This window comes from Solibacillus cecembensis (assembly GCF_050272495.1).
Taxonomy (GTDB): Bacteria; Bacillota; Bacilli; order Bacillales_A; family Planococcaceae; genus Solibacillus; species Solibacillus cecembensis.
In genome coordinates this window covers 1-26,716 of record NZ_JBNNMF010000010.1, presented here as the reverse complement: position 1 = coordinate 26,716, position 26,716 = coordinate 1, and the positions used below count along the sequence as shown (strand labels likewise).

At 39.4% G+C, this 26,716-nt stretch carries 40 protein-coding genes; 37 read left to right on the top strand and 3 right to left on the bottom strand.

Annotated elements, in window-relative coordinates; genetic code table 11:
* Positions 1–2 precede the first annotated feature (2 nt).
* The 31 genes from rplB (at position 3) to rpsI (ending at position 17,263) form a co-directional block, all read left to right on the top strand.
* Positions 3–833 carry a 50S ribosomal protein L2 gene (rplB, locus tag ACQKIH_RS10430; protein ID WP_057986291.1) on the top strand — a complete coding sequence of 277 codons (831 nt, stop codon included), beginning with the start codon at positions 3–5 and terminating at the stop codon, positions 831–833.
* Positions 834–893: 60 nt separating this feature from the next.
* Positions 894–1,172: a 30S ribosomal protein S19 gene (gene rpsS, locus ACQKIH_RS10425; protein ID WP_057986289.1), complete on the top strand. Its 279-nt coding sequence runs from the start codon at positions 894–896 to the stop codon at positions 1,170–1,172.
* A gap of 22 nt (positions 1,173–1,194) precedes the next feature.
* Positions 1,195–1,539 (top strand): 50S ribosomal protein L22, encoded by a 345-nt coding sequence (rplV, locus tag ACQKIH_RS10420; protein WP_057986287.1) that lies wholly within the window; start codon positions 1,195–1,197, stop codon positions 1,537–1,539.
* A gap of 3 nt (positions 1,540–1,542) precedes the next feature.
* Positions 1,543–2,199, top strand: a complete 657-nt coding sequence (gene rpsC, locus ACQKIH_RS10415) for a 30S ribosomal protein S3 (RefSeq protein WP_057986286.1) — start codon at positions 1,543–1,545, stop codon at positions 2,197–2,199.
* Between the two features lie 2 nt (positions 2,200–2,201).
* The gene (gene rplP, locus ACQKIH_RS10410) at positions 2,202–2,636 is read left to right on the top strand and encodes a 50S ribosomal protein L16 (protein ID WP_057986284.1); all 435 of its coding nucleotides are present in this window, start codon (positions 2,202–2,204) and stop codon (positions 2,634–2,636) included.
* On the top strand, positions 2,626–2,826 hold the full coding sequence (rpmC, locus tag ACQKIH_RS10405; protein WP_057986282.1) for a 50S ribosomal protein L29: 201 nt from the start codon (positions 2,626–2,628) through the stop codon (positions 2,824–2,826). Before rplP ends, rpmC begins: the two co-directional genes overlap by 11 nt.
* Positions 2,827–2,844: 18 nt before the next feature.
* On the top strand, positions 2,845–3,108 hold the full coding sequence (rpsQ, locus tag ACQKIH_RS10400) for a 30S ribosomal protein S17 (protein ID WP_057986280.1): 264 nt from the start codon (positions 2,845–2,847) through the stop codon (positions 3,106–3,108).
* Positions 3,109–3,154: 46 nt separating this feature from the next.
* The gene (gene rplN, locus ACQKIH_RS10395; RefSeq protein WP_008406955.1) at positions 3,155–3,523 is read left to right on the top strand and encodes a 50S ribosomal protein L14; all 369 of its coding nucleotides are present in this window, start codon (positions 3,155–3,157) and stop codon (positions 3,521–3,523) included.
* Between the two features lie 37 nt (positions 3,524–3,560).
* Positions 3,561–3,869, top strand: coding sequence for a 50S ribosomal protein L24 (gene rplX / locus ACQKIH_RS10390; protein WP_057986278.1), 309 nt, complete (start codon positions 3,561–3,563; stop codon positions 3,867–3,869).
* 28 nt (positions 3,870–3,897) lie between these two features.
* Positions 3,898–4,437: a 50S ribosomal protein L5 gene (rplE, locus tag ACQKIH_RS10385; protein ID WP_057986277.1), complete on the top strand. Its 540-nt coding sequence runs from the start codon at positions 3,898–3,900 to the stop codon at positions 4,435–4,437.
* 21 nt (positions 4,438–4,458) lie between these two features.
* Entirely contained in the window at positions 4,459–4,644 is a 186-nt protein-coding gene (gene rpsN / locus ACQKIH_RS10380) for a 30S ribosomal protein S14 (RefSeq protein WP_008406949.1), read from the top strand.
* A gap of 30 nt (positions 4,645–4,674) precedes the next feature.
* Positions 4,675–5,073, top strand: a complete 399-nt coding sequence (rpsH, locus tag ACQKIH_RS10375; protein WP_057986274.1) for a 30S ribosomal protein S8 — start codon at positions 4,675–4,677, stop codon at positions 5,071–5,073.
* 31 nt (positions 5,074–5,104) lie between these two features.
* Positions 5,105–5,644 (top strand): 50S ribosomal protein L6, encoded by a 540-nt coding sequence (gene rplF / locus ACQKIH_RS10370; RefSeq protein WP_427765730.1) that lies wholly within the window; start codon positions 5,105–5,107, stop codon positions 5,642–5,644.
* Between the two features lie 41 nt (positions 5,645–5,685).
* Entirely contained in the window at positions 5,686–6,045 is a 360-nt protein-coding gene (gene rplR / locus ACQKIH_RS10365; RefSeq protein ID WP_057986270.1) for a 50S ribosomal protein L18, read from the top strand.
* A gap of 21 nt (positions 6,046–6,066) precedes the next feature.
* Complete coding sequence (gene rpsE, locus ACQKIH_RS10360) at positions 6,067–6,567, top strand: 30S ribosomal protein S5 (protein WP_057986268.1); 501 nt, start codon at positions 6,067–6,069, stop codon at positions 6,565–6,567.
* A 10-nt stretch (positions 6,568–6,577) separates the two neighbouring features.
* Positions 6,578–6,760 carry a 50S ribosomal protein L30 gene (gene rpmD / locus ACQKIH_RS10355; RefSeq protein WP_172954454.1) on the top strand — a complete coding sequence of 61 codons (183 nt, stop codon included), beginning with the start codon at positions 6,578–6,580 and terminating at the stop codon, positions 6,758–6,760.
* Between the two features lie 33 nt (positions 6,761–6,793).
* The gene (gene rplO, locus ACQKIH_RS10350) at positions 6,794–7,234 is read left to right on the top strand and encodes a 50S ribosomal protein L15 (protein WP_057986264.1); all 441 of its coding nucleotides are present in this window, start codon (positions 6,794–6,796) and stop codon (positions 7,232–7,234) included.
* Positions 7,234–8,529: a preprotein translocase subunit SecY gene (secY, locus tag ACQKIH_RS10345; protein ID WP_057986262.1), complete on the top strand. Its 1,296-nt coding sequence runs from the start codon at positions 7,234–7,236 to the stop codon at positions 8,527–8,529. The genes rplO and secY overlap by 1 nt, the downstream gene beginning before the upstream one ends.
* 61 nt (positions 8,530–8,590) lie before the next feature.
* A complete protein-coding gene (locus tag ACQKIH_RS10340) occupies positions 8,591–9,244 on the top strand; it encodes an adenylate kinase (protein WP_057986260.1) in 654 nt (217 codons plus the stop codon).
* Between the two features lie 420 nt (positions 9,245–9,664).
* Positions 9,665–9,883: a translation initiation factor IF-1 gene (gene infA, locus ACQKIH_RS10335; RefSeq protein ID WP_016839390.1), complete on the top strand. Its 219-nt coding sequence runs from the start codon at positions 9,665–9,667 to the stop codon at positions 9,881–9,883.
* Between the two features lie 37 nt (positions 9,884–9,920).
* Positions 9,921–10,034 carry a 50S ribosomal protein L36 gene (gene rpmJ, locus ACQKIH_RS10330; RefSeq protein ID WP_000868344.1) on the top strand — a complete coding sequence of 38 codons (114 nt, stop codon included), beginning with the start codon at positions 9,921–9,923 and terminating at the stop codon, positions 10,032–10,034.
* A gap of 25 nt (positions 10,035–10,059) precedes the next feature.
* Positions 10,060–10,425, top strand: coding sequence for a 30S ribosomal protein S13 (rpsM, locus tag ACQKIH_RS10325; protein WP_057986258.1), 366 nt, complete (start codon positions 10,060–10,062; stop codon positions 10,423–10,425).
* A 26-nt stretch (positions 10,426–10,451) separates the two neighbouring features.
* Positions 10,452–10,841 carry a 30S ribosomal protein S11 gene (gene rpsK, locus ACQKIH_RS10320; RefSeq protein WP_057986256.1) on the top strand — a complete coding sequence of 130 codons (390 nt, stop codon included), beginning with the start codon at positions 10,452–10,454 and terminating at the stop codon, positions 10,839–10,841.
* A 143-nt stretch (positions 10,842–10,984) separates the two neighbouring features.
* Positions 10,985–11,929, top strand: a complete 945-nt coding sequence (locus ACQKIH_RS10315) for a DNA-directed RNA polymerase subunit alpha (RefSeq protein ID WP_057986254.1) — start codon at positions 10,985–10,987, stop codon at positions 11,927–11,929.
* Positions 11,930–11,983: 54 nt separating this feature from the next.
* The gene (rplQ, locus tag ACQKIH_RS10310; RefSeq protein WP_057986252.1) at positions 11,984–12,361 is read left to right on the top strand and encodes a 50S ribosomal protein L17; all 378 of its coding nucleotides are present in this window, start codon (positions 11,984–11,986) and stop codon (positions 12,359–12,361) included.
* A 565-nt stretch (positions 12,362–12,926) separates the two neighbouring features.
* Positions 12,927–13,772 (top strand): energy-coupling factor ABC transporter ATP-binding protein, encoded by an 846-nt coding sequence (locus tag ACQKIH_RS10305; RefSeq protein ID WP_427765722.1) that lies wholly within the window; start codon positions 12,927–12,929, stop codon positions 13,770–13,772.
* Positions 13,748–14,620 carry an energy-coupling factor ABC transporter ATP-binding protein gene (locus ACQKIH_RS10300; protein ID WP_427765719.1) on the top strand — a complete coding sequence of 291 codons (873 nt, stop codon included), beginning with the start codon at positions 13,748–13,750 and terminating at the stop codon, positions 14,618–14,620. The genes ACQKIH_RS10305 and ACQKIH_RS10300 overlap by 25 nt, the downstream gene beginning before the upstream one ends.
* On the top strand, positions 14,617–15,414 hold the full coding sequence (locus ACQKIH_RS10295; protein ID WP_057986247.1) for an energy-coupling factor transporter transmembrane component T family protein: 798 nt from the start codon (positions 14,617–14,619) through the stop codon (positions 15,412–15,414). The genes ACQKIH_RS10300 and ACQKIH_RS10295 overlap by 4 nt, the downstream gene beginning before the upstream one ends.
* A gap of 12 nt (positions 15,415–15,426) precedes the next feature.
* Entirely contained in the window at positions 15,427–16,176 is a 750-nt protein-coding gene (gene truA / locus ACQKIH_RS10290) for a tRNA pseudouridine(38-40) synthase TruA (RefSeq protein ID WP_427765715.1), read from the top strand.
* 231 nt (positions 16,177–16,407) lie between these two features.
* Complete coding sequence (gene rplM / locus ACQKIH_RS10285) at positions 16,408–16,845, top strand: 50S ribosomal protein L13 (protein WP_057986245.1); 438 nt, start codon at positions 16,408–16,410, stop codon at positions 16,843–16,845.
* A 25-nt stretch (positions 16,846–16,870) separates the two neighbouring features.
* On the top strand, positions 16,871–17,263 hold the full coding sequence (gene rpsI, locus ACQKIH_RS10280; protein ID WP_057986244.1) for a 30S ribosomal protein S9: 393 nt from the start codon (positions 16,871–16,873) through the stop codon (positions 17,261–17,263).
* Positions 17,264–17,429: 166 nt separating this feature from the next.
* Here rpsI and ACQKIH_RS10275 read toward each other — a convergent pair whose 3' ends face one another.
* Positions 17,430–18,254, bottom strand: coding sequence for a methyl-accepting chemotaxis protein (locus ACQKIH_RS10275; protein ID WP_057986243.1), 825 nt, complete (start codon positions 18,252–18,254; stop codon positions 17,430–17,432).
* Between the two features lie 176 nt (positions 18,255–18,430).
* Between ACQKIH_RS10275 and ACQKIH_RS10270 the strand changes: the two genes are divergently transcribed.
* From ACQKIH_RS10270 to ACQKIH_RS10250, 5 genes are all read left to right on the top strand, one after another.
* On the top strand, positions 18,431–18,730 hold the full coding sequence (locus tag ACQKIH_RS10270) for a 2-keto-3-deoxygluconate kinase (RefSeq protein ID WP_427765711.1): 300 nt from the start codon (positions 18,431–18,433) through the stop codon (positions 18,728–18,730).
* Between the two features lie 18 nt (positions 18,731–18,748).
* Positions 18,749–20,488: an ABC transporter ATP-binding protein gene (locus tag ACQKIH_RS10265; RefSeq protein WP_427765708.1), complete on the top strand. Its 1,740-nt coding sequence runs from the start codon at positions 18,749–18,751 to the stop codon at positions 20,486–20,488.
* Complete coding sequence (locus tag ACQKIH_RS10260; RefSeq protein ID WP_427765705.1) at positions 20,481–22,286, top strand: ABC transporter ATP-binding protein; 1,806 nt, start codon at positions 20,481–20,483, stop codon at positions 22,284–22,286. The genes ACQKIH_RS10265 and ACQKIH_RS10260 overlap by 8 nt, the downstream gene beginning before the upstream one ends.
* Positions 22,287–22,342: 56 nt before the next feature.
* On the top strand, positions 22,343–23,056 hold the full coding sequence (locus ACQKIH_RS10255; protein WP_057986236.1) for an N-acetylmuramoyl-L-alanine amidase: 714 nt from the start codon (positions 22,343–22,345) through the stop codon (positions 23,054–23,056).
* Between the two features lie 73 nt (positions 23,057–23,129).
* Positions 23,130–24,185, top strand: coding sequence for an Mrp/NBP35 family ATP-binding protein (locus tag ACQKIH_RS10250; RefSeq protein ID WP_057986234.1), 1,056 nt, complete (start codon positions 23,130–23,132; stop codon positions 24,183–24,185).
* A gap of 62 nt (positions 24,186–24,247) precedes the next feature.
* On the opposite strand, the gene gerD is transcribed toward ACQKIH_RS10250, so the two are convergent.
* Positions 24,248–24,814 carry a spore germination lipoprotein GerD gene (gene gerD, locus ACQKIH_RS10245; RefSeq protein WP_152982964.1) on the bottom strand — a complete coding sequence of 189 codons (567 nt, stop codon included), beginning with the start codon at positions 24,812–24,814 and terminating at the stop codon, positions 24,248–24,250.
* 177 nt (positions 24,815–24,991) lie between these two features.
* Between gerD and ACQKIH_RS10240 the strand changes: the two genes are divergently transcribed.
* Positions 24,992–25,672 (top strand): KinB-signaling pathway activation protein, encoded by a 681-nt coding sequence (locus tag ACQKIH_RS10240; protein ID WP_057986232.1) that lies wholly within the window; start codon positions 24,992–24,994, stop codon positions 25,670–25,672.
* Between the two features lie 92 nt (positions 25,673–25,764).
* Here the strand turns inward: ACQKIH_RS10240 and ACQKIH_RS10235 are convergent, their stop codons facing one another.
* A complete protein-coding gene (locus tag ACQKIH_RS10235) occupies positions 25,765–26,412 on the bottom strand; it encodes a polysaccharide deacetylase family protein (RefSeq protein ID WP_427765699.1) in 648 nt (215 codons plus the stop codon).
* Positions 26,413–26,716: the final 304 nt, after the last annotated feature.

The following is a 26,716-nucleotide window of genomic DNA, read 5'->3' as shown; positions in this document are numbered from 1 at the left end:
AAATGGCGATTAAAAAGTATAAGCCAACCTCAAATGGTCGACGCAATATGACGTCATCTGACTTTGCAGAGATTACAACTAATAAACCTGAAAAGTCTTTATTAGCTCCAAAAACTCGTAAAGCCGGTCGTAATAACCAAGGTAAAATTACAGTTCGTCATCACGGTGGTGGTCATAAGAAACAATACCGTATCATTGACTTCAAACGTAATAAAGATGACATTCCAGGACGCGTTGCTACAATCGAGTACGATCCAAACCGTTCTGCGAACATCGCATTAATTAACTATGCTGATGGTGAAAAACGTTATATCCTAGCTCCGAAAGGTCTTGAAGTAGGTCAAGTGATCGTTTCAGGTCCAGAATCGGACATTAAAGTAGGTAACGCGTTACCACTAATCAACATCCCAATGGGTACAACTATCCATAACATCGAGATGAAACCTGGTAAAGGTGGACAATTAGTACGTTCTGCTGGTACTTCTGCACAAGTACTTGGTCGTGAAGGTAAATACGTTATCGTTCGTTTACAATCTGGCGAAACACGTTTAATCCTTGCAGTTTGCCGTGCTACAATCGGTCAAGTTGGTAACGAACAACACGAACTAATTAACATCGGTAAAGCCGGTCGTTCTCGCTGGTTAGGTAAACGCCCAACTGTACGTGGTTCTGTAATGAACCCTAACGATCACCCACACGGTGGTGGTGAAGGACGTTCTCCAATTGGACGTAAATCTCCAATGACACCATGGGGTAAACCAACTCTTGGTTACAAAACTCGTAAAAAGAAAAATAAATCATCTAAATTTATTATTCGTGGACGTAAAAAATAATGTGGTAAACCTACGGTTCGATTCGCGAGCCGTGGACGTATCACGGAGGGAGGTTCCTAAATGGGCCGCAGCTTAAAGAAAGGTCCTTTTGCTGATGACCACCTAATTAAAAAGGTGGAAGCACAAGAGGCTTCTGAGAAAAAGCAAGTTATTAAAACTTGGTCTCGCCGTTCTACAATCTTCCCGACTTTTATCGGTTTAACAATCGCTGTATACGATGGTCGTAAACACGTTCCAGTATACGTGACAGAAGATATGGTAGGTCACAAACTTGGTGAGTTCGCACCAACTCGTACGTACAAAGGTCACGGTGCAGACGATAAAAAAACAAGACGCTAATTTTGAGAGGAGGTAAATCCTAATGACACAAGCTAAAGCTATCGCTCGTACAGTTCGTATCGCTCCTCGTAAAGTACGTCTAGTAGTAGACTTAATTCGAGGCAAGCAAATCGGTGAAGCAGTTGCAATTTTACGTCATACTCCAAAAGCGGCGTCTCCAGTCGTTGAGAAAGTATTAAAATCTGCAGTTGCTAATGCTGAACACAACTATGAGTTAGATATTAACAACCTGGTTGTATCTGAAATCTTCGTTGATGAAGGTCCAACTTTAAAACGTTTCCGCCCACGTGCACAAGGTCGTGCATCGGCAATTAACAAACGTACAAGCCACATCACTATCGTGGTATCTGAGAAGAAGGAGGGATAATCCGTGGGTCAAAAAGTACATCCAATAGGACTACGTGTTGGTATTATTCGTGATTGGGAATCAAAATGGTTCGCTGAAAAAGACTACGCTGATCTTTTACACGAAGATATCAAAATTCGTAAATATATCGAAACTAAACTTAAAGATGCATCTGTATCTAAAGTAGAAATCGAGCGCGCTGCAAATCGCGTAAACGTTACAATTCACACTGCGAAACCAGGTATGGTAATCGGTAAAGGTGGTACGGAAGTAGAAAACTTACGTAAACACTTAACTGAAGTAACTGGTAAACGTGTACACATCAACATTATTGAAATTAAACGTGCTGATCTTGATGCGAAATTAGTAGCTGAAAATATCGCTCGTCAACTTGAGAACCGCGTATCATTCCGCCGTGCTCAAAAACAATCAATCCAACGCACAATGCGCGCTGGTGCAAAAGGTATTAAAACACAAGTATCTGGTCGTTTAGGTGGCGCTGATATCGCGCGTGCTGAACACTATAGCGAAGGAACTGTTCCGCTTCATACATTACGTGCTGACATTGATTATGCACATGCTGAAGCAGACACAACATACGGTAAACTAGGCGTTAAAGTTTGGATCTACCGTGGTGAAGTCCTTCCTACTAAAAAGAACTCTGTGGAAGGAGGCAAATAATAATGTTATTACCAAAACGCGTAAAATATCGTCGTGAACACCGTGGTAACATGCGTGGTGAAGCGAAAGGCGGTAAAGAAGTATCTTTCGGTGAGTTCGGCTTACAAGCTGTTACAGCATCATGGATTACAAACCGTCAAATCGAATCTGCCCGTATTGCAATGACACGTTACATGAAACGTGGCGGTAAAGTTTGGATTAAAATCTTCCCGCACAAGCCTTATACGAAAAAGCCTCTAGAAGTCCGAATGGGTTCTGGTAAAGGTTCTCCTGAGGGCTGGGTAGCAGTAGTAAAACCAGGAAAAGTAATGTTCGAAATCGCTGGTGTATCTGAAGAGATCGCACGTGAAGCGCTTCGTTTAGCAGCACACAAACTTCCTGTAAAATGTAAAGTAATCAAACGTCAAGAAACTGGTGGTGAATCTAATGAAAGCTAATGAAATCCGTGACCTTGCCACTGCTGAAATCGAATTAAAAGTGAAATCACTGAAAGAAGAGCTTTTCAACCTTCGCTTCCAATTGGCGACTGGTCAATTAGAAAACACAGCTCGCATCCGTGAAGTTCGCAAAGCGATCGCACGTATGAAAACTGTGATTCATGAAAGAGAAATCAGTGCAAATAACTGATAAAGGAGGTTTTCAAGTATGACTGAGCGTAACCAACGCAAAGTTTACACAGGCCGAGTAGTTTCAGATAAAATGGACAAAACAGTTTCTGTTTTAATCGAAACACACAAAAAGCACAAGCTTTACGGTAAGCGTGTAAAGTACTCTAAAAAGTTTTATGCTCATGATGAGCTAAACACAGCGAAAATCGGTGATATCGTACGTATCATGGAAACTCGCCCGCTATCAGCTACTAAGCGCTTCCGTTTAGTTGAAATTGTTGAAAAAGCGGTTATTATCTAATAACACATTTCGGAATAAAACTAATTTCCGAAGGGAGGTAACCTAAGTGATCCAACAAGAAAGTCGTATGAAAGTTGCTGACAACTCAGGTGCACGTGAAGTTTTAACAATTAAAGTACTTGGTGGTTCTGGACGTAAAACTGCTAACATCGGTGATATCGTTGTTTGTACAGTCAAGAAAGCAACACCAGGTGGCGTTGTCAAAAAAGGTGACGTCGTTAAAGCTGTTATCGTTCGCACAAAATCAGGTGCTCGTCGTAAAGACGGTACCTACATCAAATTTGACGAGAACGCTTGCGTAATCATCAAAGATGATAAATCACCACGCGGAACTCGTATTTTCGGACCAGTCGCACGTGAATTACGTGATGGCAACTTCATGAAAATCGTTTCTCTAGCTCCAGAAGTTCTTTAATTTCATGACAGTACCAATCAAGGAGGTGCGACACATAATGCATGTTAAAAAGGGCGATAAAGTAAAAGTAATTACTGGTAAAGACAAAGGTAAAGAAGGCGTAATCTTAGCTGCTTTCCCAAAACAAGACCGCGTTCTTGTTGAAGGTGTAAACATCGTTAAGAAACACGTTAAACCTAACCAACTTAACCCACAAGGTGGAATTGTATCTCAAGAAGCTGCAATCCACGTTTCGAACGTAATGCTAATCGATCCTAAATCTGGCGAGCCGACTCGTGTAGGTTATGAGATCAAAGATGGCAAAAAAGTTCGTGTTGCAAAAAAATCAGGTGTAGTAATCGACTAATAAGTAAATTGAGAAGGGAGGTACACACATGAGCCGCCTAAAAGTAAAATATTTAAACGAAGTTTCACCTGCTCTTATGAGCAAGTTCGAATATAAATCAGTTATGCAATTACCTAAAGTTGACAAGATCGTAATCAACATGGGTGTTGGCGATGCTGTTCAAAACTCTAAAGCTCTTGATGTAGCTGTAGAAGAATTAACAATTATCACTGGTCAAAAGCCAGTAGTAACTAAGGCTAAAAAATCTATCGCTGGTTTCCGTTTACGTGAAGGTCAAGCGATTGGTGCTAAAGTTACATTACGCGGTGAGCGTATGTATGAATTCCTGGATAAATTAATTTCTATCGCACTTCCACGTGTACGTGACTTCCGTGGTGTTTCTAAAAAAGCATTCGACGGTCGCGGTAACTATACACTAGGTGTTAAAGAACAATTAATTTTCCCAGAAATCGATTACGATAAAGTTTCAAAAGTACGCGGTATGGACATCGTTATCGTAACAACAGCGAATTCTGACGAAGAAGCTCGCGAGTTATTAACACAGTTCGGTATGCCGTTCCAAAAGTAATTAAACAAGGAGGGCGAAAACGTGGCTAAAAAATCAATGATCGTTAAACAACAACGCACGCAAAAATTTAAAGTACAAGAGTATACACGTTGTGAGCGCTGTGGGCGCCCACACTCAGTATATCGCAAATTTAAACTTTGCCGTATTTGTTTCCGTGAACTTGCTTATAAGGGACAAATTCCTGGCGTTAAAAAAGCCAGCTGGTAATCCCCTAAATTGGGAAGGAGGTAAATTTTCATGACAATGACTGATCCGATTGCAGATATGCTGACACGCATTCGTAATGCGAACATGGTTCGTCACGAGAAGTTAGAGGTTCCTGCTTCTAACGTAAAGAAAGAGATCGCTGAAATTTTAAAGCGTGAAGGTTTCGTACGTGACGTAGAATATGTAGAAGACAACAAGCAAGGTATCATCCGTATTTTCTTAAAATATGGTAAAGATAACGAGCGCGTAATTACTGGTCTTAAACGTATTTCTAAACCAGGTCTACGTGTATATGCTAAAACTAACGAAGTACCTAAAGTATTAAACGGTCTTGGTATCGCTTTAGTATCAACTTCACAAGGTTTATTAACTGACAAAGAAGCGCGCGCTAAAAAAGCAGGCGGCGAAATCTTAGCATACATTTGGTAATAAGTAAGAAAAGAACGGAGGTGCAACATAAATGTCTCGCGTAGGTAAAAAAATTATTGAGGTACCAACTAGCGTAACAATTGAATTCAAACCTGAAAACACTGTTACTGTAAAAGGTCCAAAAGGTGAATTAACTACTCAATTCCACCAAGATATGAAAATCGAGCAAGAAGGCAACATTCTTACAGTTGTTCGTCCTTCTGAATCTAAAGAACACCGCACTAACCACGGTACAACTCGTGCGTTATTAGCTAACATGGTAACGGGTGTTTCTGAAGGTTTCTCACGCTCTCTAGAACTTATCGGTGTAGGTTACCGTGCACAATTACAAGGTAATAAACTTGTATTGAACGTTGGTTACTCTCATCCAGTAGAGTTTACACCTGAACAAGGTTTAGAGGTCGAAGTTCCTTCAAACACAAAAATTATCATCAAAGGTATTTCTAAAGAGCGTGTTGGTGCTTTAGCATCTAACATCCGTCAAGTACGTCCACCAGAGCCGTATAAAGGTAAAGGTATTCGTTACGAAGGTGAAATCGTTCGCCGTAAAGAAGGTAAAACAGGTAAATAATGCAGCCTAATACTGCATTAATCTAGAAAGGAGTGACCTCTGTGATTACGAAACAAGACAAAAATCAAGTTCGTAAAAAACGTCATGGGCGTGTTCGTTCTAAAATTTCGGGTACTGCACAACGTCCGCGTTTAAACGTATTCCGTTCTAACAAGAACATTTATGCACAACTGATCGATGATGTAGCTGGCGTAACTTTAGTTTCTGCTAACACTCAAGAAAAAGCTTTCGAAGGTGCTGGCGCAAACGTAGAAGCTGCTGCTAAAATCGGTGAAACAATCGCTAAACGCGCTGCTGAAAAAAATATTACTAACGTGGTATTTGACCGTAGCGGTTACTTATATCATGGTCGTGTAAAAGCTGTAGCTGAAGCTGCACGCGAAAATGGCTTAGAATTTTAAGAAGAAGGAGGGACATACTTCATGAGTCGCATTGACGCAAACAATTTTGAACTTGAAGAACGCGTAGTTACAATTAACCGTGTTGCTAAAGTTGTTAAAGGTGGTCGTCGCTTCCGCTTCACTGCATTAGTTGTAGTAGGAGATAAAAACGGTCATGTAGGTTTCGGTACTGGTAAAGCCCAAGAGGTTCCAGATGCGATCCGTAAAGCTGTTGAAGACGCGAAGAAAAACTTAATCGAAGTACCACGCGTGGGTGGAACTACTCCACACTTAGTGCAAGGTCGCTTCGGTGCAGGTTCAATCTTAATTAAACCTGCAGCTCCTGGTACAGGAGTTATCGCTGGTGGTCCAGTACGTGCTGTACTTGAACTTGCTGGTATTACTGATATTCTTTCAAAATCTCTTGGTTCAAGCACACCAATTAACATGGTGCGCGCAACTGTAGCAGGTTTAACTGAATTAAAACGCGCAGAGGACGTTGCAAAACTACGCGGTAAATCAGTGGAAGAGTTATTAGGATAAGGGGGGAATTATAATGGCAAAATTACAAATCACCCTTGTTAAGTCTGTAATTGGTTCTAAACCAGGTCAACGTAAAACTGTTGAAGCTTTAGGCCTACGCAAAACTAACCAAACTGTTGAACAAGCTGACAACGCAGCTATTCGCGGTATGTTAACAAAAGTAGCTCATTTAGTTACTGTTAAAGAAATTTAATTTCAATTATATGAACAAGGAGGTGCCACCCAAATGAAACTTCATGAGTTAAAACCAGCAGAAGGTTCACGTAAAGTACGTAACCGCGTTGGTCGTGGTATCGGTTCTGGTAACGGTAAAACTTCTGGTAGAGGTCATAAAGGCCAAAACTCTCGATCTGGCGGCGGCGTACGCCCAGGATTCGAGGGGGGTCAAAACCCACTATTCCGTCGTATACCTAAACGAGGCTTTACGAACATTAATCGTAAAGAATACGCGATCGTTAACCTTGATGCGTTAAACCGTTTTGAAGATGGTGCAGAAGTAACACCTGCATTATTATTAGAAACTGGTGTCGTGAGCAATGAGAAAACTGGAATTAAAATTCTAGGTCATGGTACGTTAAGCGTTAAGCTTAATGTAAAAGCTCACAAATTCTCTGCTTCAGCTAAAGAAGCAATCGAGAATGCTGGCGGAACAACTGAGGTGATTTAATGTTTCAGACGATCTCTAACTTTATGCGCGTTCGAGATATACGAAATAAGATCATCTTTACTTTATTAATGTTAATCGTTTTCCGTATCGGGACATTTATCCCGGTACCAAACGTTAACGCAGATGTATTAAAGGCGACTGATGAGTTTAACTTAGTAGGTTTCCTTAATACGTTTGGCGGTGGTGCATTGGCAAACTTCTCGATCTTTGCGATGGGGATTATGCCTTACATCACGGCATCAATTATTGTCCAGTTACTTCAAATGGACGTTGTACCAAAGTTTGCAGAATGGTCGAAACAAGGTGATGTTGGCCGACGTAAGTTAGCTCAATTCACACGTTATTTCACAATTGTACTTGCATTTATTCAATCTTTCGCAATGTCGTTCGGGTTTAACCAGTTCTACGGTGGATCGTTGATTCTAGATACAAGTATTCAATCGTACTTAACTATTTCGATTGTGCTTACAGGTGGTACAGCATTCCTATTGTGGCTATCTGAACAAATTACTGCTTATGGTGTTGGTAATGGTATTTCAATTATTATCTTCGCTGGTATCGTAGCTGCGTTACCTAACTCAGTAAACCAAATTTATGCACAACAAATTCAAGGTGCAGGAGACCAGCTTTTCATTAAGATTGTTATCCTAACACTATTGGTTTTAGTGCTACTTGCTGTTGTAGTTGGAGTTATTTACGTTCAACAAGCGTTGCGTAAAATTCCAATTCAATATGCAAAACGAGTTGCTGGTAATTCGCCTAAAGTGGGCGCACAACAAACGCACTTACCTTTAAAAGTAAATGCTGCAGGGGTTATTCCGGTAATCTTCGCGGTAGCGTTCATTGTAACACCTCAAACTTTAGCGACATTCTTCGGTGATAACAAAGTAACTGCATTCATTACAAACACTTTTGATTACTCAAAACCTGTTGGGATGATCATTTACGTTGGGTTAATCGTGGCATTCACATATTTCTATGCATTCATTCAAGTGAATCCAGAAAATGTGGCCGACAACTTGAAAAAGCAGGGTGCTTATATTCCGGGCATTCGTCCAGGTAATGACACACAAGCTTACTTAACAAAAGTTCTTTATCGTTTGACATTTGTTGGTGCGCTATTCCTTGTCGCAATTTCAGTCATGCCAATTCTTTTCATTAACTTTATGAACCTGCCAGCTTCGGCTCAAATCGGGGGAACAAGTTTAATAATCGTAGTTGGTGTTGCACTTGAAACCATGAAACAATTAGAGTCTCAACTCGTTAAACGTCATTATAAAGGCTTTATGAAATAAAGCAGGTTTAGGAGACATTTACGTTTCCTGAGCCAGCGCTATTTTAAAGGGGAGCATTCGTATGAATATCGTTTTAATGGGTCTACCTGGTGCTGGTAAAGGTACTCAGGCTGACAAAATTGTTGAGAAGTACGCAATCCCTCATATTTCTACAGGTGACATGTTCCGTGCTGCCATTAAAGAAGGCACAGAATTAGGTTTACAAGCAAAATCGTTTATGGATCAAGGAGCATTAGTTCCGGATGAAGTAACGATTGGCATTGTTCGAGAGCGTCTTGCACAAGCAGATTGCGAAAAAGGATTCTTATTAGATGGATTCCCACGTACAGTTCCACAAGCTGAAGCTTTAGATAGCATCCTTGAAGAACTAGGTCGTCCAGTTGAACATACGATTAATGTTCAAGTCGAAAAAGATGAATTAATAGCACGCTTAAGCGGCCGTCGTATTTGTAAAACTTGCGGCACATCTTACCACTTAATTTTCAATCCTTCAAAAGAGGATGGGAAATGTGATAAAGATGGCGGCGAATTATACACACGTGCGGATGACAATCCTGAAACAGTAGCAAACCGTCTGGAAGTAAATATGAACCAAGCACAGCCTTTACTTGATTTTTATGAAGCAAAGGATGTATTGACAAACATTAATGGACAGCAAGAAATTTCAAAAGTATTTGCTGAACTTGATGCTCTATTACAGGGCAGCCGCAGCTGATACCCGTCCGGGCGCTAGACAGCTTCCGCGGGAGGCGTGCGGAGGCAACAACGAAACATAATTTTTTGAGAGTTGCAAAAGCATATTATGCCCGGTATATACTGTAAAGGTTGAGCACATTTATCGTGTGATGAGATCTATTTAAGGTATAATGGGTTTCGTGGAAGCATCTGTGTAACGGGTATGAATCTCTCATCCAAGACATTCCGGCTATCGTGTTAACATAAGGGATACAGTTCCTTTATCGGATACTGTACATTCCATGGATTGTGTGAAGCGAAACCAGACAAGCGTCTTATTGAACATCTCTCATGCAATCCAGAACATATGTTGAAACGAGTTGCTTCTTTAATAGGAGAAAACAGTTGCAAGAGCTCAATTGAGTTTTTTGATATTTGCATATAGAAGGGAGACGAGAAGATGGCGAAAGACGATGTAATTGAAGTCGAAGGAACAGTTGTTGAGACTTTGCCAAACGCGATGTTTAAGGTAGAATTAGAAAATGGGCACACTGTGCTTGCACACGTATCTGGAAAGATTCGTATGCACTTTATCCGTATCCTACCTGGAGATAAGGTTACTATTGAGTTATCTCCATATGATTTAACTCGCGGTCGTATCACATACCGTTTTAAATAATCTTTTGCACTCCGGACTACTAAGGAGGTTAGGTTAGATGAAAGTGAGACCATCTGTGAAACCGATCTGCGAAAAATGTAAAGTAATTCGCCGACGCGGTAAAGTAATGGTAATCTGTGAAAATCCTAAACACAAACAAAAACAAGGGTAATTAAACAAGGAGGTGCACAACGTATATGGCACGTATTGCTGGTGTTGACATTCCTCGCGATAAACGCGTGGTAATTTCATTAACATACATTTTCGGTATTGGTAAAACGACTTCTCAAAAAGTATTAGCTGCAGCAGGTATTGACGAAAGTACTCGCGTTAAAGACTTAACAGAAGATCAATTAAACCAAATTCGTGAACAATTAGACTCATACAAAACTGAAGGTGATTTACGTCGTGAAGTTTCTTTAAACATCAAACGTTTAATGGAAATTGCTTCATTACGTGGTATCCGTCACCGTCGTGGTTTACCTGTTCGCGGTCAAAATACGAAGAACAACGCTCGTACGCGTAAAGGTCCTCGTAAAACTGTAGCGAACAAGAAAAAATAATTAAGTAAAGGAGGTTCCTTCTTAACATGGCTCGTAAACAACAAACTCGTAAACGTCGTGTGAAAAAGAATATCGAAGCTGGTATCGCTCACATCCGTTCTACATTTAACAATACAATCGTAACAATCACTGATATGCAAGGTAATGCTATATCTTGGTCTTCAGCTGGTGCATTAGGTTTCCGTGGTTCACGTAAATCAACACCATTCGCAGCTCAAATGGCTGCTGAAACTGCTGCAAAAACGTCAATTGAACATGGTATCAAAACTTTAGAAGTTACTGTTAAAGGTCCTGGTTCAGGTCGTGAAGCTGCAATTCGTGCACTTCAAGCTGCTGGTATAGACGTAACTGCTATTAAAGACGTTACTCCAGTTCCTCATAACGGTTGCCGTCCGCCAAAACGTCGTCGTGTATAATAGGTGCTTCTTAGGAGAATAACTTCTGAGTACATCATTTTACTTTGTGCAATAGTCTTGTGCATATATAATGTCTATCTAAGATCGACAACTATGATGGTATGAACCTATACATTAGATGTTTTGAAGGAGGGTAAATTGGAATGATCGAAATTGAAAAACCAAAGATTGAAACAGTGGAGATCAGCGAAGCTGCCAAATATGGCAAGTTTGTTGTAGAACCGCTAGAACGCGGATATGGAAACACTTTGGGTAATTCTTTACGTCGTATCCTTCTGTCTTCATTACCTGGAGCTGCTGTAACGTCAATTCAAATTGACGGCGTACTACACGAATTCTCAACTGTAGAAGGCGTTGTAGAAGATGTTGCTTCAATTATCTTACACGTGAAAAAGCTAGCTTTGAAAATCTACTCTGACGAAGAAAAAGTCATTGAGATTGATGTGAAAGGTGACGGAACGGTTACTGCTGCTGACATTACACATGACAGTGATGTAGAAATTTTAAATCCAGATCTATATATTGCAACAATCGCTAAAAACGGTCATTTACGTATGCGTATGTACGCACAACGCGGCCGTGGTTACACTCCTGCTGATCAAAACAAACGTGAGGATCTTCCTATCGGCGTGATCCCGATCGACTCTATTTACACTCCAGTTTCACGCGTCAACTTCCAAGTTGAAAACACTCGTGTTGGACAGAATTCTGACTACGATAAGTTATCACTTGATGTTTGGACAGATGGTAGCATCGGTCCAAAAGAAGCGATTTCACTTGGAGCTAAAATTTTAACAGAGCATTTAAATATCTTTGTGGGCATGACGAACGAAGCACAAACTGCTGAAATCATGGTCGAAAAAGAAGAAGATCAAAAAGAAAAAGTATTAGAGATGACTATCGAAGAGCTTGATCTTTCTGTTCGTTCTTATAACTGTTTAAAACGCGCAGGTATCAATACGGTACTTGAATTAGCGAATAAATCAGAAGATGATATGATGAAAGTACGTAACTTAGGGCGTAAGTCTTTAGAAGAAGTTAAAGCGAAGTTAGAAGAGCTTGGTTTAGGATTGCGTAATGAAGACTAAGCGAAAACTTAAAAATTAAGCTAGATCAGATATAAATAAAGGAGGGAAACGTCCATGGGTTACAGAAAACTTGGTCGTACAAGTTCTCAACGTAAAGCTTTATTACGTGACTTAGCTACTGATTTAATTATCAACGAGCGTATCGAAACTACTGAAGCTCGCGCTAAAGAAACACGCAAAGCTGTTGAAAAAATGATTACTTTAGGTAAACGCGGAGATTTACATGCACGTCGTCAAGCGGCAGCATTTATCCGTCGTGAGCTAGTAACAGTTGGAGAAGGCGAAGAAGCAAACACTGTTTTCGCACTTCAAAAATTATTTGACGATATTGCACCACGTTATGCAGAACGTCAAGGTGGTTACACTCGTATTCTTAAAGTAGGTCCTCGTCGTGGAGACGGCGCACCAGTAGTAGTTATTGAATTAGTTTAATTCTAACGAAATGGTGAAGAGGGGTGTCCGGTTCACCGGTTGAACCCGCACCCCTCTTTTGTTTTATCTTTAAATTTGATTTATACGACAATAATTAAGCTGAGCGTTATGATGAGCGGGGCATTTTTGCTGGCGACTCGTTTAGCTCTCCGCACCTCATTCATTGGATGATTAGGCTTGAGCACCTAATGATCCTGAAAATGTTACGAAAAGCGCATTTCTGTGAATGAGGTGCGCGCTTTTTTATTTAATAAAGTAAGAAAGTATCACTTACTTATGGAATTTTGACTTGAGCATCAAAAGTTTCCATATACATATGCAAACATAAAGTACGTTTAATGGAGGACATTTTGTCTGACTATTGAAAAACGTGCTTTATTTTTATATAGGTATCCGTTATTTCCTGGGAAAAGGTAGCATCTATTTCTTAAAACGTGTAATATATCTTCAATCAGTAGAATATCCCACGTGTATAAGTGGTGAATTGTGCGGGTACAATTCAAAATCTAGACGCAATTTCGCCCGGGCGAAATTGATTAGTAGAGCAGAGAGGAGTTGAGCAACTATGTCTGAAATTTTATCGTTTAATCATATAACATTTTCCTATACACCGGAAAATGCAGAAGCACGAAAAGCAGTTCAAGATGTATCCTTTTCTGTAAACCAAGGCGAGTGGATTGCGATTGTTGGACATAATGGCTCAGGCAAATCAACAATGGCCAAATTAATGTGTGGCTTGTTGTTTCCAGAGCAAGGGGAAGTACGGATTAAACGAGATGTATTAACAGAGGAAAACTTATGGGAAATACGTTCTCAAATCGGTATGGTCTTTCAAAATCCAGACAATCAATTTGTAGGGGCAACGGTTCAAGATGATGTTGCGTTTTCTTTAGAGAACAATGGCGTTCCCTATGAGGAGATGGTCATACGTGTCAAGGAAGCGTTAGAGCAGGTGAAAATGGAGGGCTTTGTCAACCATGAGCCACATCATTTATCCGGTGGGCAAAAGCAGCGTGTTGCGATTGCTGGAGCACTTGCGATGTACCCACAAATTTTAATTTTAGATGAAGCGACATCTATGCTCGATCCACAGGGGAGAGAAGAGGTCCTAAAAACAGTACAAGCATTGCGTGAGAAAATTGGCTTAACGGTTTTATCGATTACGCATGATTTAGAAGAGGCGCTATTGGCGGATCGCGTTATTTTTATGAATGATGGAAAAAAATATGCAGAAGGTACACCGGAAGAAATATTTGCACTTGGGGATCAACTTGTTGATTTTGGGTTAGATTTACCATTTGCTACAAAGATGACAAAACTGTTACAAGCTCAAGGTGTACAGCTTGTAGGACAACACATGACAGAAGAAGAGCTGGTGAATGATTTATGGACATCAAACTTCAACAAGTAAGCTATGCGTATTCAAAAGGTACACCATTTGAAAAGTATGCGTTACACGATGTAGAGCTATCGATAGCAAGTGGGACATATGAAGCAATCATTGGTCATACAGGCTCAGGAAAGTCGACTATTCTACAGCACTTTAACGGACTCTTAAAACCGTCTAGTGGTACCGTTCATATTGGTGACCGTGTGGTTGAAGCGGGAAAAAGGGCAAAAGAATTAAAACCTATTCGTCAAAAGGTAGGCATTGTTTTTCAATTTCCAGAGCATCAATTATTTGAAGAAACTGTTTTGAAAGATATTATGTTCGGTCCAATGAATTTTGGTGTTTCTGAAAAGGATGCGGAAAAGCGTGCAAGGGAACTAATTACTCTTGTTGGCTTACCTGATAATATTTTAGAAAAGTCACCGTTTGATTTATCTGGTGGTCAAATGCGTCGTGTTGCCATTGCGGGCGTACTTGCGATGGAGCCGGAAGTGATTGTATTAGATGAACCGACTGCTGGACTGGATCCTAGAGGACAGAAAGAAATTATGGATTTATTTTATACGTTACACAAGGAAAAAGGACTTACGACCATTCTTGTCACGCATAGTATGGAAGATGCGGCACGTTATGCGGATCGAATTGCTATTATGCATGAAGGGAAATGTGTTTTAACAGGTGAACCTCGTGCGTTATTTGCAGATAGTGCAACATTGGCAAAATATCGTTTAGAGCCACCACGTGTCGTACGTTTCCAGCATAAAGTAGAGCAAATGATTGGTAAAAAATTATCAAAAGTATGCTTAATCGAGGAAGAGCTAGCCGAAGAATTGGGGCAAGCTATTCGAGAGGGGCGTGCTGAACAATGATGGAGAAAATGATCTTTGGTCGTTACATACCCGGAAATTCTTTTGTACATCAACTAGATCCACGTTCAAAATTAATTTTTGTCTTTGCTTTTATCATTATTGTCTTTTTAGCCAATAATATTGTGACGTATGCGATTTTATTAGCATTTACGTTGTTCGTTATTTTGATGTCTCGTATTCGACTGTATTTTTTAGTGAATGGATTAAAGCCGGTTATCTTTTTAATGGCCTTTACATTTATATTGCATATTTTGATGAACAAAGAAGGGGCCGTGTTACTTGATCTAGGTTTCATGAAAATTCATGAAGAAGGATTAAAGCAAGGTATCTTTATTTCGATGCGTTTTTTAGTACTGGTGTTCATTACGTCGATTTTAACATTAACAACATCACCGATTTCGATAACGGATGGACTAGAAACGTTATTAAATCCACTGAAGAAAATCAAGTTACCTGTGCATGAACTAGCACTCATGATGTCGATTTCTTTGCGTTTCATTCCGACGTTAATGGATGAAACGGATAAAATAATGAAGGCACAGATGGCACGTGGTTCAGACCTTAGTGCAGGGCCTCTAAAAGATCGCTTAAAGGCGGTTGTCCCGTTACTCGTTCCGTTATTTGTGAGTGCCTTTAAACGTGCGGAAGATTTAGCTACGGCGATGGAAGTACGTGGCTATCGCGGCGGGGAAGGGCGTACAAGATACCGCCAGCTGAAGTGGGATATAAAAGATACGATGAGCTTAGTGCTGCTTTTAGCGGTCGCTGCTACGTTGTGGCTGTTACGTAACTAAAGGAGTAAGGAAATGACGAGAATAAAAGCGATTATTAGTTATGATGGGACCCAATTTGCAGGCTATCAAGTACAGCCGGGAAAACGTACTGTACAACTTGAAATTGAAAAGGTGCTAGCCAAAATGCATAAGGGCGCAGAAATGAAAATTACTGCAAGTGGACGAACAGATGCGCGTGTCCATGCAACTGGGCAGACGATTCATTTCGATACGTTATTAGTCATTCCCTCTGATAGCTACATGAAGGCATTAAATGTGCAGCTCCCGCGAGATATCCGTGTGTTACAGCTTGAAGAGGTGGCAGATGATTTTCATGCACGTTTCGATGCGGTCGGGAAGCGTTATCGATATATTTGGGATTGTCGGGAAGTACAAAGCCCGTTTCGTCGTCATTATGCAGTGGAGACGAATGGTATGAAACCAAATGTTACGGCAATGAATGATGCAGCAAGGGCGATTGTCGGGCAGCATGACTTTAGCTGTTTTTGTGCGGCCAATACGAGTGTAGTGGATAAAGTGCGTACAGTAAGTGGTCTCGATTTTAAATGGCATCATGATGAGCTCCATATGACCATTACAGGCGATGGATTCCTCTATAACATGGTCCGCATTATTGCTGGTACTTTGTGGGAAGTTGGCATGGGGAAACGGGACAGTGGCTCCATTGCGGAGACGATTGCTTCACAAGATCGGAATCAGGCGGGTAAGACTGCACCAGCACATGGCTTGTATTTAGAAGAAGTTTTTTATAATAAAAATTAATTTTTTTATGGTGAAAAGGCAATTCTTTGGGGTGAATTTAATCGAAAAACCCAGTGTAAAAGGGTTTAACAACCTTTCCAGGTGTTCGATTAAATATCTTGACTTATTTCACGATACATTATATGATGATGTATGGTATTTTCATTACCACCACAAACATAAGCCCCGAAACTTATAAGTGTATAATAATGAAAAATAACGGTAATCAATATCGATTAGGAGGATACAAATATGCGCACAACATTCATGGCTAAAGGTCACGAAGTAGAACGCAAATGGTTAGTAGTTGACGCAGAAGGCCAAACGTTAGGTCGTTTAGCTTCTGAAGTAGCTGCTATCTTACGCGGTAAACATAAACCAACTTTCACACCAAACGTTGATACAGGTGATCACGTAATCATCATCAACGCGGAGAAAATTGAGTTAACAGGTAACAAATTAAAAGGTAAAATCTACTACCGTCACACTCAATTCACTGGTGGTTTAAAACAACGTACAGCTGGTGAAATGAAAGAAAAATACCCAACTCAAATGCTTGAGTTAGCTATCAAAGGGATGCTTCCAAAGAACTCTTTAGGTCGTCAAATGTTCACTAAACTGAACGTTTACACAGGTGCTGAGCACCCACATGCAGCACAAAAACCAGAAGCTTACGAGCTACGCGGTTAATATACAATAATAGGAGGAAATAACCTTGGCACAAGTTCAATACATCGGCACAGGTCGCCGTAAAAGTTCTACAGCTCGCGTACGTTTAGTACCAGGCGAAGGCAAAATCGTAATCAACAACCGTGATGTTGCTGATTACCTACCATACGAAACTTTATTATTAATCATCAACCAACCATTAGTAACAACTGAAACTAAAGGTTCTTATGATGTACACGTTAACGTAAACGGTGGTGGATTCACAGGTCAAGCTGGTGCAATCCGTCACGGTATCGCTCGTGCATTATTACAAGTTGATCCAGATTTCCGTTCGGCTCTTAAGTCAGCGGGTCTATTAACTCGTGATTCACGCATGAAAGAACGTAAAAAACCAGGTCTACGCGGCGCTCGTCGTGCACCTCAGTTCTCAAAACGTTAATCTTCCCGATTATACAGTTTTGCGAATTACAAAACCCTTTCTCACATTTGTGGGAGAGGGTTTTTACTTTTTTATGGGAATTAAACAAAAGCACCCATCCAGAAAATGTTTCTGATTAAGTGCTTAATTGATGTTAATTATTCTATTAGATACTTATAAGAAACGGTTAATGCTCAATTTCACCAAGCGATAATAATCTTTGCCCAATTTGATTTATGCTTACATAACTCTCGCTCATTTCGTGCATGCTCGCCGTATATTCTTCGGTAAATGAAGCGATTTGTTTTGTAGAGGCATTAATATGCTCAATAGAATCAGCAATAGTCAGTAATTGAGTTTCGATACTATTAGCGCTATCGGTACTATTGTGCGCCATTTTTTGAATTTCGTTCGCGACAACGGCAAAGCCTCTGCCATGCTCACCTGAACGAGCTGCTTCAATGGATGCGTTCAACCCTAAAATTTTTGAATGCATTGCAATATCTTTTACAGCTCCAACTATGGAATTAATTTGTTGGATATTGTTATTCATTTGCTCAGCATACTTCGATAATTCATCGATACGCTTGGAAACATCGGTACTTGCCATCGCCAGCTGCTCAGTCGTTGCAGACATTTCCTGAACAGAGCCAGATAGTTCATTTGCTACAATACGCATATTGCTTACACGGCTATTTGAAATAACCCCTGTCACAACGCCGACGATGATCCCGTTATCATATACGGGAACAGAAGATGCGATATATGGAAAACCAAAAGCCTCCTCATTGCGTTCCTCACGTAAAAATTTCCCACTCTTCATGGCACGAACACTTGTCGTAGTACGATGTTGTTCAACCGTTTCTCCAAGTGTAATTTTTAAATCCACCTTCTTGCCTCGTTTATAGCCGACAACTTTTTCTGTATCAAAAATCAAAATGCAGGCGTCCTCGGGATAAGTTGATTGATAAAATTCAATAGACTCAACAATAACCTGTAGTTTTTGATTCACTAAAAACACCCCTTTTTCTTATTATTTATAACTGATGTATTAATTTTAGAAGTTAAATGAATCTCTTTAACTATATAGTAAATAGTTCTAATAAGAAATGCATAGTCAAAACTTCCGAAATAATACAAAAAAATAACTAGATTTATTGTATACAAAGGTATACAATTGTATTCAAAATGATAGAGGTGAATAGTATGTATTTGGAGGATAAAGGAAGGCGTCAACGAGAACATGAGAAATGTAATGGAGAGGGACGTCGAAAAGGGGCTCAAACATTTCGAAGAGGACGTGCATTAGAATTTTATCGACAGTTAGGAACGAAACGCGACACATTGAAAAAACAATTGGAATCCAACGAGCTTCAATCAATTCATTCTATAATCGCGGGCGAGCTAAAGGCAACAGAAGCTATTATGGATGAATTTATCGTTACATTTCAATTAACTGAAATACTTGGAGAAACAACTGAGGAATAGAGGAAGTGGTATTTCAATATGCAAGCCGTATTAAAACTTACAAAATATATAAGGCCATATATCGTTTTTGCGATTATCGCACCAGTCATGATGCTTATAGAAGTGGGCATGGATTTACTCCAACCAACTATATTACAGCATATTATTGATGATGGAATTTCACAGGGTGATACATCCTACATAATAAAAATGTTTGGTCTTATGATGGGAACGTCAATGATCGCTCTAATTGGTGGGATAGGCTGTTCGGTTTACGCTTCAAAAACAGCCGTTAATTTTGCTACTGATTTGCGCCAAGATTTATATGAAACGATTACGTATTTTTCGAATAACAGTAAAGATAAATTTACGTTAGGTAAACTGATTACGAATTTAACAAGTGATGTGGAAATGCTGCAACGAGCTGTCACGATGCTTCTTAAAATTTTCGTGCGCGGGCCAATGATGTTCATCGGTGCGGTTGTTATCGTTTTTGTGACAGCACGCGAGCTCTTTCCGATTTTATTAGTCGTTGTGCCAATATTAGCTTTTGCTATGTACTTTTTTACATCACTATCAGGCAAGTTATTTCACAAAGTGCAGCGCGTTGTCGATCAAGTGAACACGAAAGTACAGGAAAACCTAGCGGGTATTCGTGTCATTAAGGCATATAATCGAAAAAATCACCAAATTGAACAGTTTACAGATGTGAATACGCAATTAATGAAACGGAGTATGACGGCGGATCAAATTATTGGCGTGTTAGCACCGTTAACGATGTTTGTCGTGAATTTAGGGATTGTAGCTGCACTTTGGCTAGGAGCAATTAAAGTAGAAAGTGAAACAATAAAAGTTGGGGTTATCCTCGCCTTTATCAACTATTTAATGATGGTCATGCAAGGGCTAATGAGTTCATCCATGGTACTTGTGCAATTAGCACGTGCCATTCCAAGTGCAGGGCGTATTGTTGAAGTGTTAGATGAAAAAGCCGATATTCAAAGTCCAAATCAACCAGTACAAAATTCTGTGCGCGGAGAGGTTGAATTCCAACAAGTAAGCTTTTCTTATATTAAAGGAACAGAGCCTGTTTTAAAAAATGTGAGCTTCCATGCAAAAGCGGGAGAAACCATCGGCATTATCGGTATGACGGGTAGTGGGAAATCAACGCTCGTCAAAATGGTTACGCGTTTGTTTGATGTCGACCAAGGTGTAGTCAAAATTGATGGTGTGCCAATTCAACAATATGATGTCGAGCAGTTGCGTCAATCGATTGGATTTGCGCCACAAAAAGCGACGTTGTTTTCAAAAACAATAGCTGACAATATCCGTTACGGTAATGAAATGGCATCCGATGATCGATTAGAAGAAGCATTACTAGCAGCCTGCGCAACAGAATTTATAGAAAAGCTTCCATCTGGGAAAGAGCATTTGTTGACACAAGGCGCAACGAATTTATCTGGTGGTCAAAAGCAACGTCTTGCAATGGCACGGGCATTTATTCGCAAGCCGGCAATTTTAGTATTAGATGATGTGACGAGTGCAGTAGATAGTATTTCAGAAAAGAAAATTCAACAGGCAATTGAAAAGCAATTTGGCCAGGCAACAAAATTTATCGTGTCTTCTAAAATTTCTTCGATTCGTCATGCCGATCAAATTCTTGTGATGGATGATGGTCAAATTGTAGCGTGTGGTTCACATGAAGAATTATTGAAAACAAATTCAATGTATCAGGAAATTGATAAAACCCAAGAAGGAAAAGGAGGTACCCTACATGACTAAAAATCCAGTCGGGCCTCCGTCAACAATGGGACACCCCGGTGGTCGATTTACAGGGCCAGTAGTAAAACCGAAAAATCAAAAGCAAACATTGTTACGTATTTGGAGCTATTTGAAATTACAAAAAGTTGAGCTTATAAGCGTTATAATTATTGTCGTTATGAGCACGTTGTTAAGTTTAGTAGGACCATTTTTAATCGGAAAAACAATTGATGATTATATCGTCAAATTAGATGTAAATGGCGCGGTGAAAATGGCTCTTGTTTTAGCCGGTATTTATATTGCGTCATCGGTATTAACATGGGTGCAAACATTTGTGATGATTCGCATTTCGCAAAAAACAATTTACCGAATACGAAAACAACTATTTGAGCAATATCAATCATTGCCACTCGCATTTTTTGATCAGCGTAAGCAGGGTGATTTAATGAGTCGCATGACAAATGATATTGAAAATTTAAACGCAGCGCTTTCGCAAAGTGTGATTCAAATTGTTTCGTCCTTTTTAACGATTGTTGGAACGGCATTTGCCTTATTTTATTTAGATTGGATGCTTGCGCTTGTAACGCTTACGGTTATTCCGTTAATCGTTTGGGCGACGAAGCAAATTATTAAGCGGAGTAGTGTGAATTATAAAGAACGACAACGTAATTTAGGTGCGTTAAATGGCTATATAGAAGAAACGATTTCAAATGCAGATATTATTACGTTATTTGGTAAGGAAAAGCAAAGCATTGAAGAGTTCCGTGAAGCTAATGAAAAATTACGTACATCGGCTATGCGCGCGGATACGATTTCAGGATTCATGGGCCCAATCAATAACTTCATGAATAATTTAGGCTTGAGTTTAGTTATTGGTACAGGAGCGATTATGGCTGTAACGAGCGGTCTTTCCATTGGTGTCATCGCATCATTTGTTACGTATACCCGCCAATTTTTCCGCCCAATCAACCAGCTATCTAATTTACTAAATACGTTTCAGTCAGCGATTGCCGGCTCAGAACGTGTTTTTGAAATACTCGATGAATCTCAGGAAGTAGCGGATGTTACAAATGCAAAGGTTAAAAATACGTTTGCAGGGAATGTCACGTTTCAAAATGTTGATTTTGCCTATGAGCAAGGAAAACCGATTTTACATGGTATTGATTTTCATGCCCAAGCGGGAGAAACGATTGCCATTGTTGGTCCAACCGGCTCTGGGAAAACGACAATTATTCAGCTGCTGACGCGTTTTTATGATGCTACCGGTGGACGGATATTGCTAGATGGTGAGCCAATTGAGCATTATCAAATGAGTAATGTACGAGATCATGTCGGTGTTGTTTTGCAGGATACGTACTTATTTTCTGGAACAGTCCGCGAGAATATTCGATTCGGTAAGCTTGATGCAACGAATGAAGAAGTGGAAGAAGCGGCTAAAGTTGCGTATGCACATAATTTTATTAAATACTTACCCGAACAGTATGAGACGGTGTTGACAAGCGGCGGATTAAATTTAAGTCAAGGACAGCGCCAATTGATCGCTATTGCTCGTGCTATTTTGGAAGATCCAGACTTATTAATTTTAGATGAAGCGACTTCGAGTGTAGATACAATGACCGAAGTACACATTCAAAAGGGATTATCAAATTTAATGAAGGGGCGTACAAGCTTTGTCATTGCTCACCGTTTAAAGACGATTGAAAATGCCAATCAAATTCTCGTAATTAATGAGGGAAAAATAGTCGAACGAGGAAATCATCAAACTTTAATGAACAATCAAGGCTTTTATGCGGCATTGCAAAATCAGCTTATGGCTTGATAGGGAATAATCCACCGTCCATTTGCGTATAGTAGGCAAAAAGGGCGGTGGTTTTTTTGAGGCGTTGGCTTGCATTGATTTTTGTTATATTTTGCTCGATGATGGTCGTTGTATATGAAACGAGTGCATCGGATAAACGATTTTTTTTGCCGGAGCCTTTAGGTGGGGTGAAAATTGTTTTAGATGCAGGACACGGAGGAATGGACGGAGGAGCATCTGGTGGCGATGTAATTGAGAAAGAAATTACACTGGCGATTACTAAAAAGGTGGAACGTCAGCTAACGCGTTTAGGGGCAGAAGTCGTTTTAACGCGTAAAGCAGATGGGGATGTGATTAGTGAACATGCATCGAAAGGACAAAACCTTACGAATCGCGAGCGAAAAAAACAAGATATCTTTTTACGTGAATCACTTGTAAAGTCTCAGGATCCAGATTTATTTGTAACGATTCATGCAAATGCGATTCCAAATGCGAAGTGGCGAGGTGCGCAAGTATTTTTCCATAAGGACGGACATCCCAATAGCGAGTTGTTAGCTAAAACGGTACAACAATCATTACGCGAAACACTGGAAAATACAGACCGAGAAGCACTATCCATTAAACAAGTGTATTTATTGAAAAAAGTAGAAGTACCAGCAGCTTTAGTTGAAACGGGTTTTATTAGTAATGAGGAAGAACGTGCATTACTAGCAACGGATAGTTATCAAGAGAAGATAGCCTTTGCCATTGCACGCGGAATTGAAAATTATATCCACCTAAATATAGACTAGGCAACCTATAATAGTAATGCGAAATGAGTATGATATACTAGCATTGAATATTCAATTTAGGGGAGTGTTTGATGTGTTAAACGTACAAAAAGTTCAAGAACTAGTAGGACAATTACAAGATCCGTTTTTACATAAAACTTTAGCAGAAACAAACGGAATAACAAATGTTTCAATTAAAGAAGAAAAAATGCATGTCAGCGTTCGTCTTGCTATTGCTAAAACGAATACGCCAGAACAAATGACACTTCAAATGAAAGTTGTTGAAGTATTAAAAGAAAATGGTGCGGCTTCTGTCGGCATTCGTTTTGAAGAATTATCACAAGAAGCATTACAAGCATTCCGCGGACAAGCGACAGAAGCGGAAGCACAAGATATTTTATCACCATTATCAAGCGTGCAATTCATTTCAATTGCTTCAGGTAAAGGCGGCGTAGGGAAGTCAACTGTTTCAGTAAACTTAGCTGTTGCGCTTGCCCGTTTAGGTAAAAAAGTCGGCTTAATCGATGCTGATATTTACGGCTTCAGTGTGCCAGACATGATGGGCGTTACAGAAATGCCTGTTGTAAAAGATAATCGTATTTATCCAGTAGAACGCATGGGTGTAAAGGTCATTTCAATGGGCTTCTTTGTTGAAAACAATGCGCCAATCGTATGGCGCGGCCCAATGCTTGGAAAAGTGTTAGATCAATTCTTCCGCGATGTGGAGTGGGGCGATTTAGATTATCTTCTATTAGATTTACCACCAGGTACAGGCGATGTAGCATTAGATATTCATCAAATGTTACCGTCTTCAAAAGAGATTGTTGTGACAACACCACACCCAACAGCAGCATTTGTAGCAGCTCGTGCAGGTGCGATGGCGTTGCAAACAGACCATGAAATTTTAGGTGTTATTGAAAACATGGCTTGGTATGAAAATAAAGACGGCGAAAAAGAATATATATTCGGTCAAGGCGGAGGTCCTAAGTTAACAGAGGAATTACGTACGAAGTTATTAGGACAAATTCCACTAGGACAGCCAGATTGGACAGAAGAGGATTTTGCCCCTTCTATTTATGCAGCGCATCATCCAACAGGTAAAATTTATTTAACAATTGCAGAAGAAGTAATGGCTCAGTTAAAAAAATAATGAAAAAACGATTGCTTATGGATTTACCTAAGCAATCGTTTTTTATTAAGTATTTTGGAAACCTATTCTGCACTGTCGCCCTTGCTTTCATCTTTGCTACCTTTAGAATCGGATTTCCCCTCAGACGCTGGCTCTTCTCCGCTTTTTCTAATGAGTTCTTGCCATTTCGATTGAAGAAGTGGATTTTCAATTGTGTCCATGACGGATTTTTCAATTTCCTTCTTAATTTTTGACCCCTTTAAAATGGATTCCAACTGTTTTTGCATTTCAGGTTGATTGAAAAACGCAATTAAATCTTCCTGATAGGAGGCATCCTTCAATAAATCCTTCATTAAATCTTCTTGCTGCTTTTTCATACCTTTTGCGAAGGATTCCTTAAACTTAGGATCTTCAAATGTCTTTTTCCAAAATTCTTCCGCTTCTTTAGAAAGTAATGTCTCCTCTGTTGCCTTTTTTACTTCTTCTGTATTTATAACGAGTAGCTCACGAAAGCTCTTTTCTTCAAATAATTGACGAATTGCCTTCTTCCCTTCCTCTGTTTGTACTGCATCGACCATAATTTTCTTTACTTCATCATAAGAAAGGGTGGTTGTTTTTGCATCACTACAGCTAACGAGAAACAATACCATTAGACTAAGGAATAAATAACGCCGTATCATCTTTATCAGTCCTTTCTGCAACTAAGCGCTTTCATCTATTGTTCACAATTTTACAGATAATATGTAAGAACCTATAACATCAGTCGCTTTTTTTAAATACGCTTGGTAAAATAAACAAATATATTAAAAGTTGGGGGACGTTTCGCCGTGACAATACGAAATTGGTTTAAATTTTCCTTTTGGGCATTATTAATTGGAGGCGGAGTAAATGCGATTGCCTCATTAGTTGTACGTTGGAGCTTCTTTCAACCTTACTTAGCAAATGGGGAATTTGGAGAATTTCTTGCCGCATTTGTTTGGATGATTTTCCTCGGTATTACAATGAGTGTAATGGCGCAAGCTGGTTTCTTTGCTTATTTAACATTACATCAAGTAGGCGTAAATGTTTTTCGTTCGCTAACACTATGGAACTGGATACAAATGTTATTAATCGTCATTGTACTTGCTGATATTATTATTTTCCGTTTTGCACCAGGCGCGGAAACGGCAGGAGACTGGGTAATTTATAGCTTTTTACTTGTTGTCTTAGTTGGTTTAGCAATTGCGACAGGTTTGAAAAAAGTGAAAATGACGCAAAAGCCACACGTTTTAATTTCAACAATTTTCTTTATGATTGTTGTTACTTCATTAGAATGGATCATTGCATTAATGGGACGACAAGATAATATAGATGTATATGTGGCATTATTATTGTTCCCACTTGTTGCAGTAAATGCATTCCAAATTTTAATGTTGCCGAAATACAATACGCAATCCGAAAAAGATCGAAAACAATTAGAAGCACGTCGGAAAGCACGTAAAGAAGCAGTGAAAACTGCAAAGGCATAAAACTTTAAAGTAGATAAAAGACAGAGATGTTGTAACTTAACATTTCTGTCTTTTATTATAGAATTAAGTTTAGCTCTAATGAACTTAGATAATCATTGAGGATATCGTTTTGTAGAAATTTTATAACCAAATATGTTTTCTTCTATAGAAATAAGGGTATGCTTATTTATAAATTGATCAATGACTTCAAAAGAAAGCGATTGTTCCCGATGTAGGGGGACACTTATGAAGTCACCATCTGCTATTGCCATATCTAGAGAACTTAAAGAATTCGTTGGAGCTACAATATTTATTTTTTTTGCAAATAATTGTTCTTGCATCGCAGACTCTACAATATAATCAGCAGTAGCAAACCAAAGCGGTAATTGTCCAAAGGCCTTATGGAACATAGTAAGTTGTTCTTTTAATAGTGTAGGTTCTTGATAATCTACATTAGAGTGCCCAAGTAACCCGACATTGAGTTTTTTATCTTTTAATAGTTGCACTAATTCTGGACTGCGTTGTATCCATTCACTATTCACTAAAAATAATATAGAAGGTTCTGAAAGAGTTTCAATCCATTCAGCTAATCCTTTATGAGAATAGCTTAGTTCAACAATTAAAGTTTGACCATATTGCCCTTTTGTAATGACATTTGGAGATTCAGTCATCTGAAATGTAGGTATAATAGAAGTTTTTCCGTTAAAGTAAAAAAGCACTAAAAATATACACAAAGCTAGTGATACCAATCGTTTTAACATAATAACATTCCCTCTTTCTAATCGTTTTATACGGAAAAAAAAGCTTTTCTTAAAAAAACTTATGAAATAGTGTTGACGGATATAACAAATAGATGATATTATAAGTGAGTCGTCAAGAGATGACGCGACAAACGAAACAAAATGAACCTTGAAAACTGAACAAGCAAACGTTAATGATTTAAACGTTTAAGTGATGAACTTAAACAAAATATAGATATCAACTTTATGTTGATACGCTAGCAAAGCAAATGAGCTTTCAAACTAACTATTATGGAGAGTTTGATCCTGGCTCAGGACGAACGCT

Bases quoted from the DNA above. Each gene is read 5' to 3' on its own strand.
- ACQKIH_RS10300 (WP_427765719.1), top strand. From the start codon at position 13,748: ATGGACATCAAACTTCAACAAGTAAGCTATGCGTATTCAAAAGGTACA.
- ACQKIH_RS10265 (WP_427765708.1), top strand. From the start codon at position 18,749: ATGCAAGCCGTATTAAAACTTACAAAATATATAAGGCCATATATCGTT.
- rplO (WP_057986264.1), top strand. From the start codon at position 6,794: ATGAAACTTCATGAGTTAAAACCAGCAGAAGGTTCACGTAAAGTACGT.
- gerD (WP_152982964.1), bottom strand. From the start codon at position 24,814: ATGGTATTGTTTCTCGTTAGCTGTAGTGATGCAAAAACAACCACCCTT.
- rplX (WP_057986278.1), top strand. From the start codon at position 3,561: ATGCATGTTAAAAAGGGCGATAAAGTAAAAGTAATTACTGGTAAAGAC.
- rpmC (WP_057986282.1), top strand. From the start codon at position 2,626: ATGAAAGCTAATGAAATCCGTGACCTTGCCACTGCTGAAATCGAATTA.
- ACQKIH_RS10315 (WP_057986254.1), top strand. From the start codon at position 10,985: ATGATCGAAATTGAAAAACCAAAGATTGAAACAGTGGAGATCAGCGAA.
- infA (WP_016839390.1), top strand. From the start codon at position 9,665: ATGGCGAAAGACGATGTAATTGAAGTCGAAGGAACAGTTGTTGAGACT.
- ACQKIH_RS10340 (WP_057986260.1), top strand. From the start codon at position 8,591: ATGAATATCGTTTTAATGGGTCTACCTGGTGCTGGTAAAGGTACTCAG.
- ACQKIH_RS10260 (WP_427765705.1), top strand. From the start codon at position 20,481: ATGACTAAAAATCCAGTCGGGCCTCCGTCAACAATGGGACACCCCGGT.
- rpsQ (WP_057986280.1), top strand. From the start codon at position 2,845: ATGACTGAGCGTAACCAACGCAAAGTTTACACAGGCCGAGTAGTTTCA.
- ACQKIH_RS10235 (WP_427765699.1), bottom strand. From the start codon at position 26,412: ATGTTAAAACGATTGGTATCACTAGCTTTGTGTATATTTTTAGTGCTT.
- rpsK (WP_057986256.1), top strand. From the start codon at position 10,452: ATGGCTCGTAAACAACAAACTCGTAAACGTCGTGTGAAAAAGAATATC.
- ACQKIH_RS10305 (WP_427765722.1), top strand. From the start codon at position 12,927: ATGTCTGAAATTTTATCGTTTAATCATATAACATTTTCCTATACACCG.
- rpmJ (WP_000868344.1), top strand. From the start codon at position 9,921: ATGAAAGTGAGACCATCTGTGAAACCGATCTGCGAAAAATGTAAAGTA.
- truA (WP_427765715.1), top strand. From the start codon at position 15,427: ATGACGAGAATAAAAGCGATTATTAGTTATGATGGGACCCAATTTGCA.
- rplB (WP_057986291.1), top strand. From the start codon at position 3: ATGGCGATTAAAAAGTATAAGCCAACCTCAAATGGTCGACGCAATATG.
- rplE (WP_057986277.1), top strand. From the start codon at position 3,898: ATGAGCCGCCTAAAAGTAAAATATTTAAACGAAGTTTCACCTGCTCTT.
- rpsS (WP_057986289.1), top strand. From the start codon at position 894: ATGGGCCGCAGCTTAAAGAAAGGTCCTTTTGCTGATGACCACCTAATT.
- rpsH (WP_057986274.1), top strand. From the start codon at position 4,675: ATGACAATGACTGATCCGATTGCAGATATGCTGACACGCATTCGTAAT.
- secY (WP_057986262.1), top strand. From the start codon at position 7,234: ATGTTTCAGACGATCTCTAACTTTATGCGCGTTCGAGATATACGAAAT.
- rplP (WP_057986284.1), top strand. From the start codon at position 2,202: ATGTTATTACCAAAACGCGTAAAATATCGTCGTGAACACCGTGGTAAC.
- ACQKIH_RS10270 (WP_427765711.1), top strand. From the start codon at position 18,431: ATGATAGAGGTGAATAGTATGTATTTGGAGGATAAAGGAAGGCGTCAA.
- rplQ (WP_057986252.1), top strand. From the start codon at position 11,984: ATGGGTTACAGAAAACTTGGTCGTACAAGTTCTCAACGTAAAGCTTTA.
- rplF (WP_427765730.1), top strand. From the start codon at position 5,105: ATGTCTCGCGTAGGTAAAAAAATTATTGAGGTACCAACTAGCGTAACA.
- ACQKIH_RS10295 (WP_057986247.1), top strand. From the start codon at position 14,617: ATGATGGAGAAAATGATCTTTGGTCGTTACATACCCGGAAATTCTTTT.
- rplV (WP_057986287.1), top strand. From the start codon at position 1,195: ATGACACAAGCTAAAGCTATCGCTCGTACAGTTCGTATCGCTCCTCGT.
- rplM (WP_057986245.1), top strand. From the start codon at position 16,408: ATGCGCACAACATTCATGGCTAAAGGTCACGAAGTAGAACGCAAATGG.
- rpsE (WP_057986268.1), top strand. From the start codon at position 6,067: ATGAGTCGCATTGACGCAAACAATTTTGAACTTGAAGAACGCGTAGTT.
- rpsM (WP_057986258.1), top strand. From the start codon at position 10,060: ATGGCACGTATTGCTGGTGTTGACATTCCTCGCGATAAACGCGTGGTA.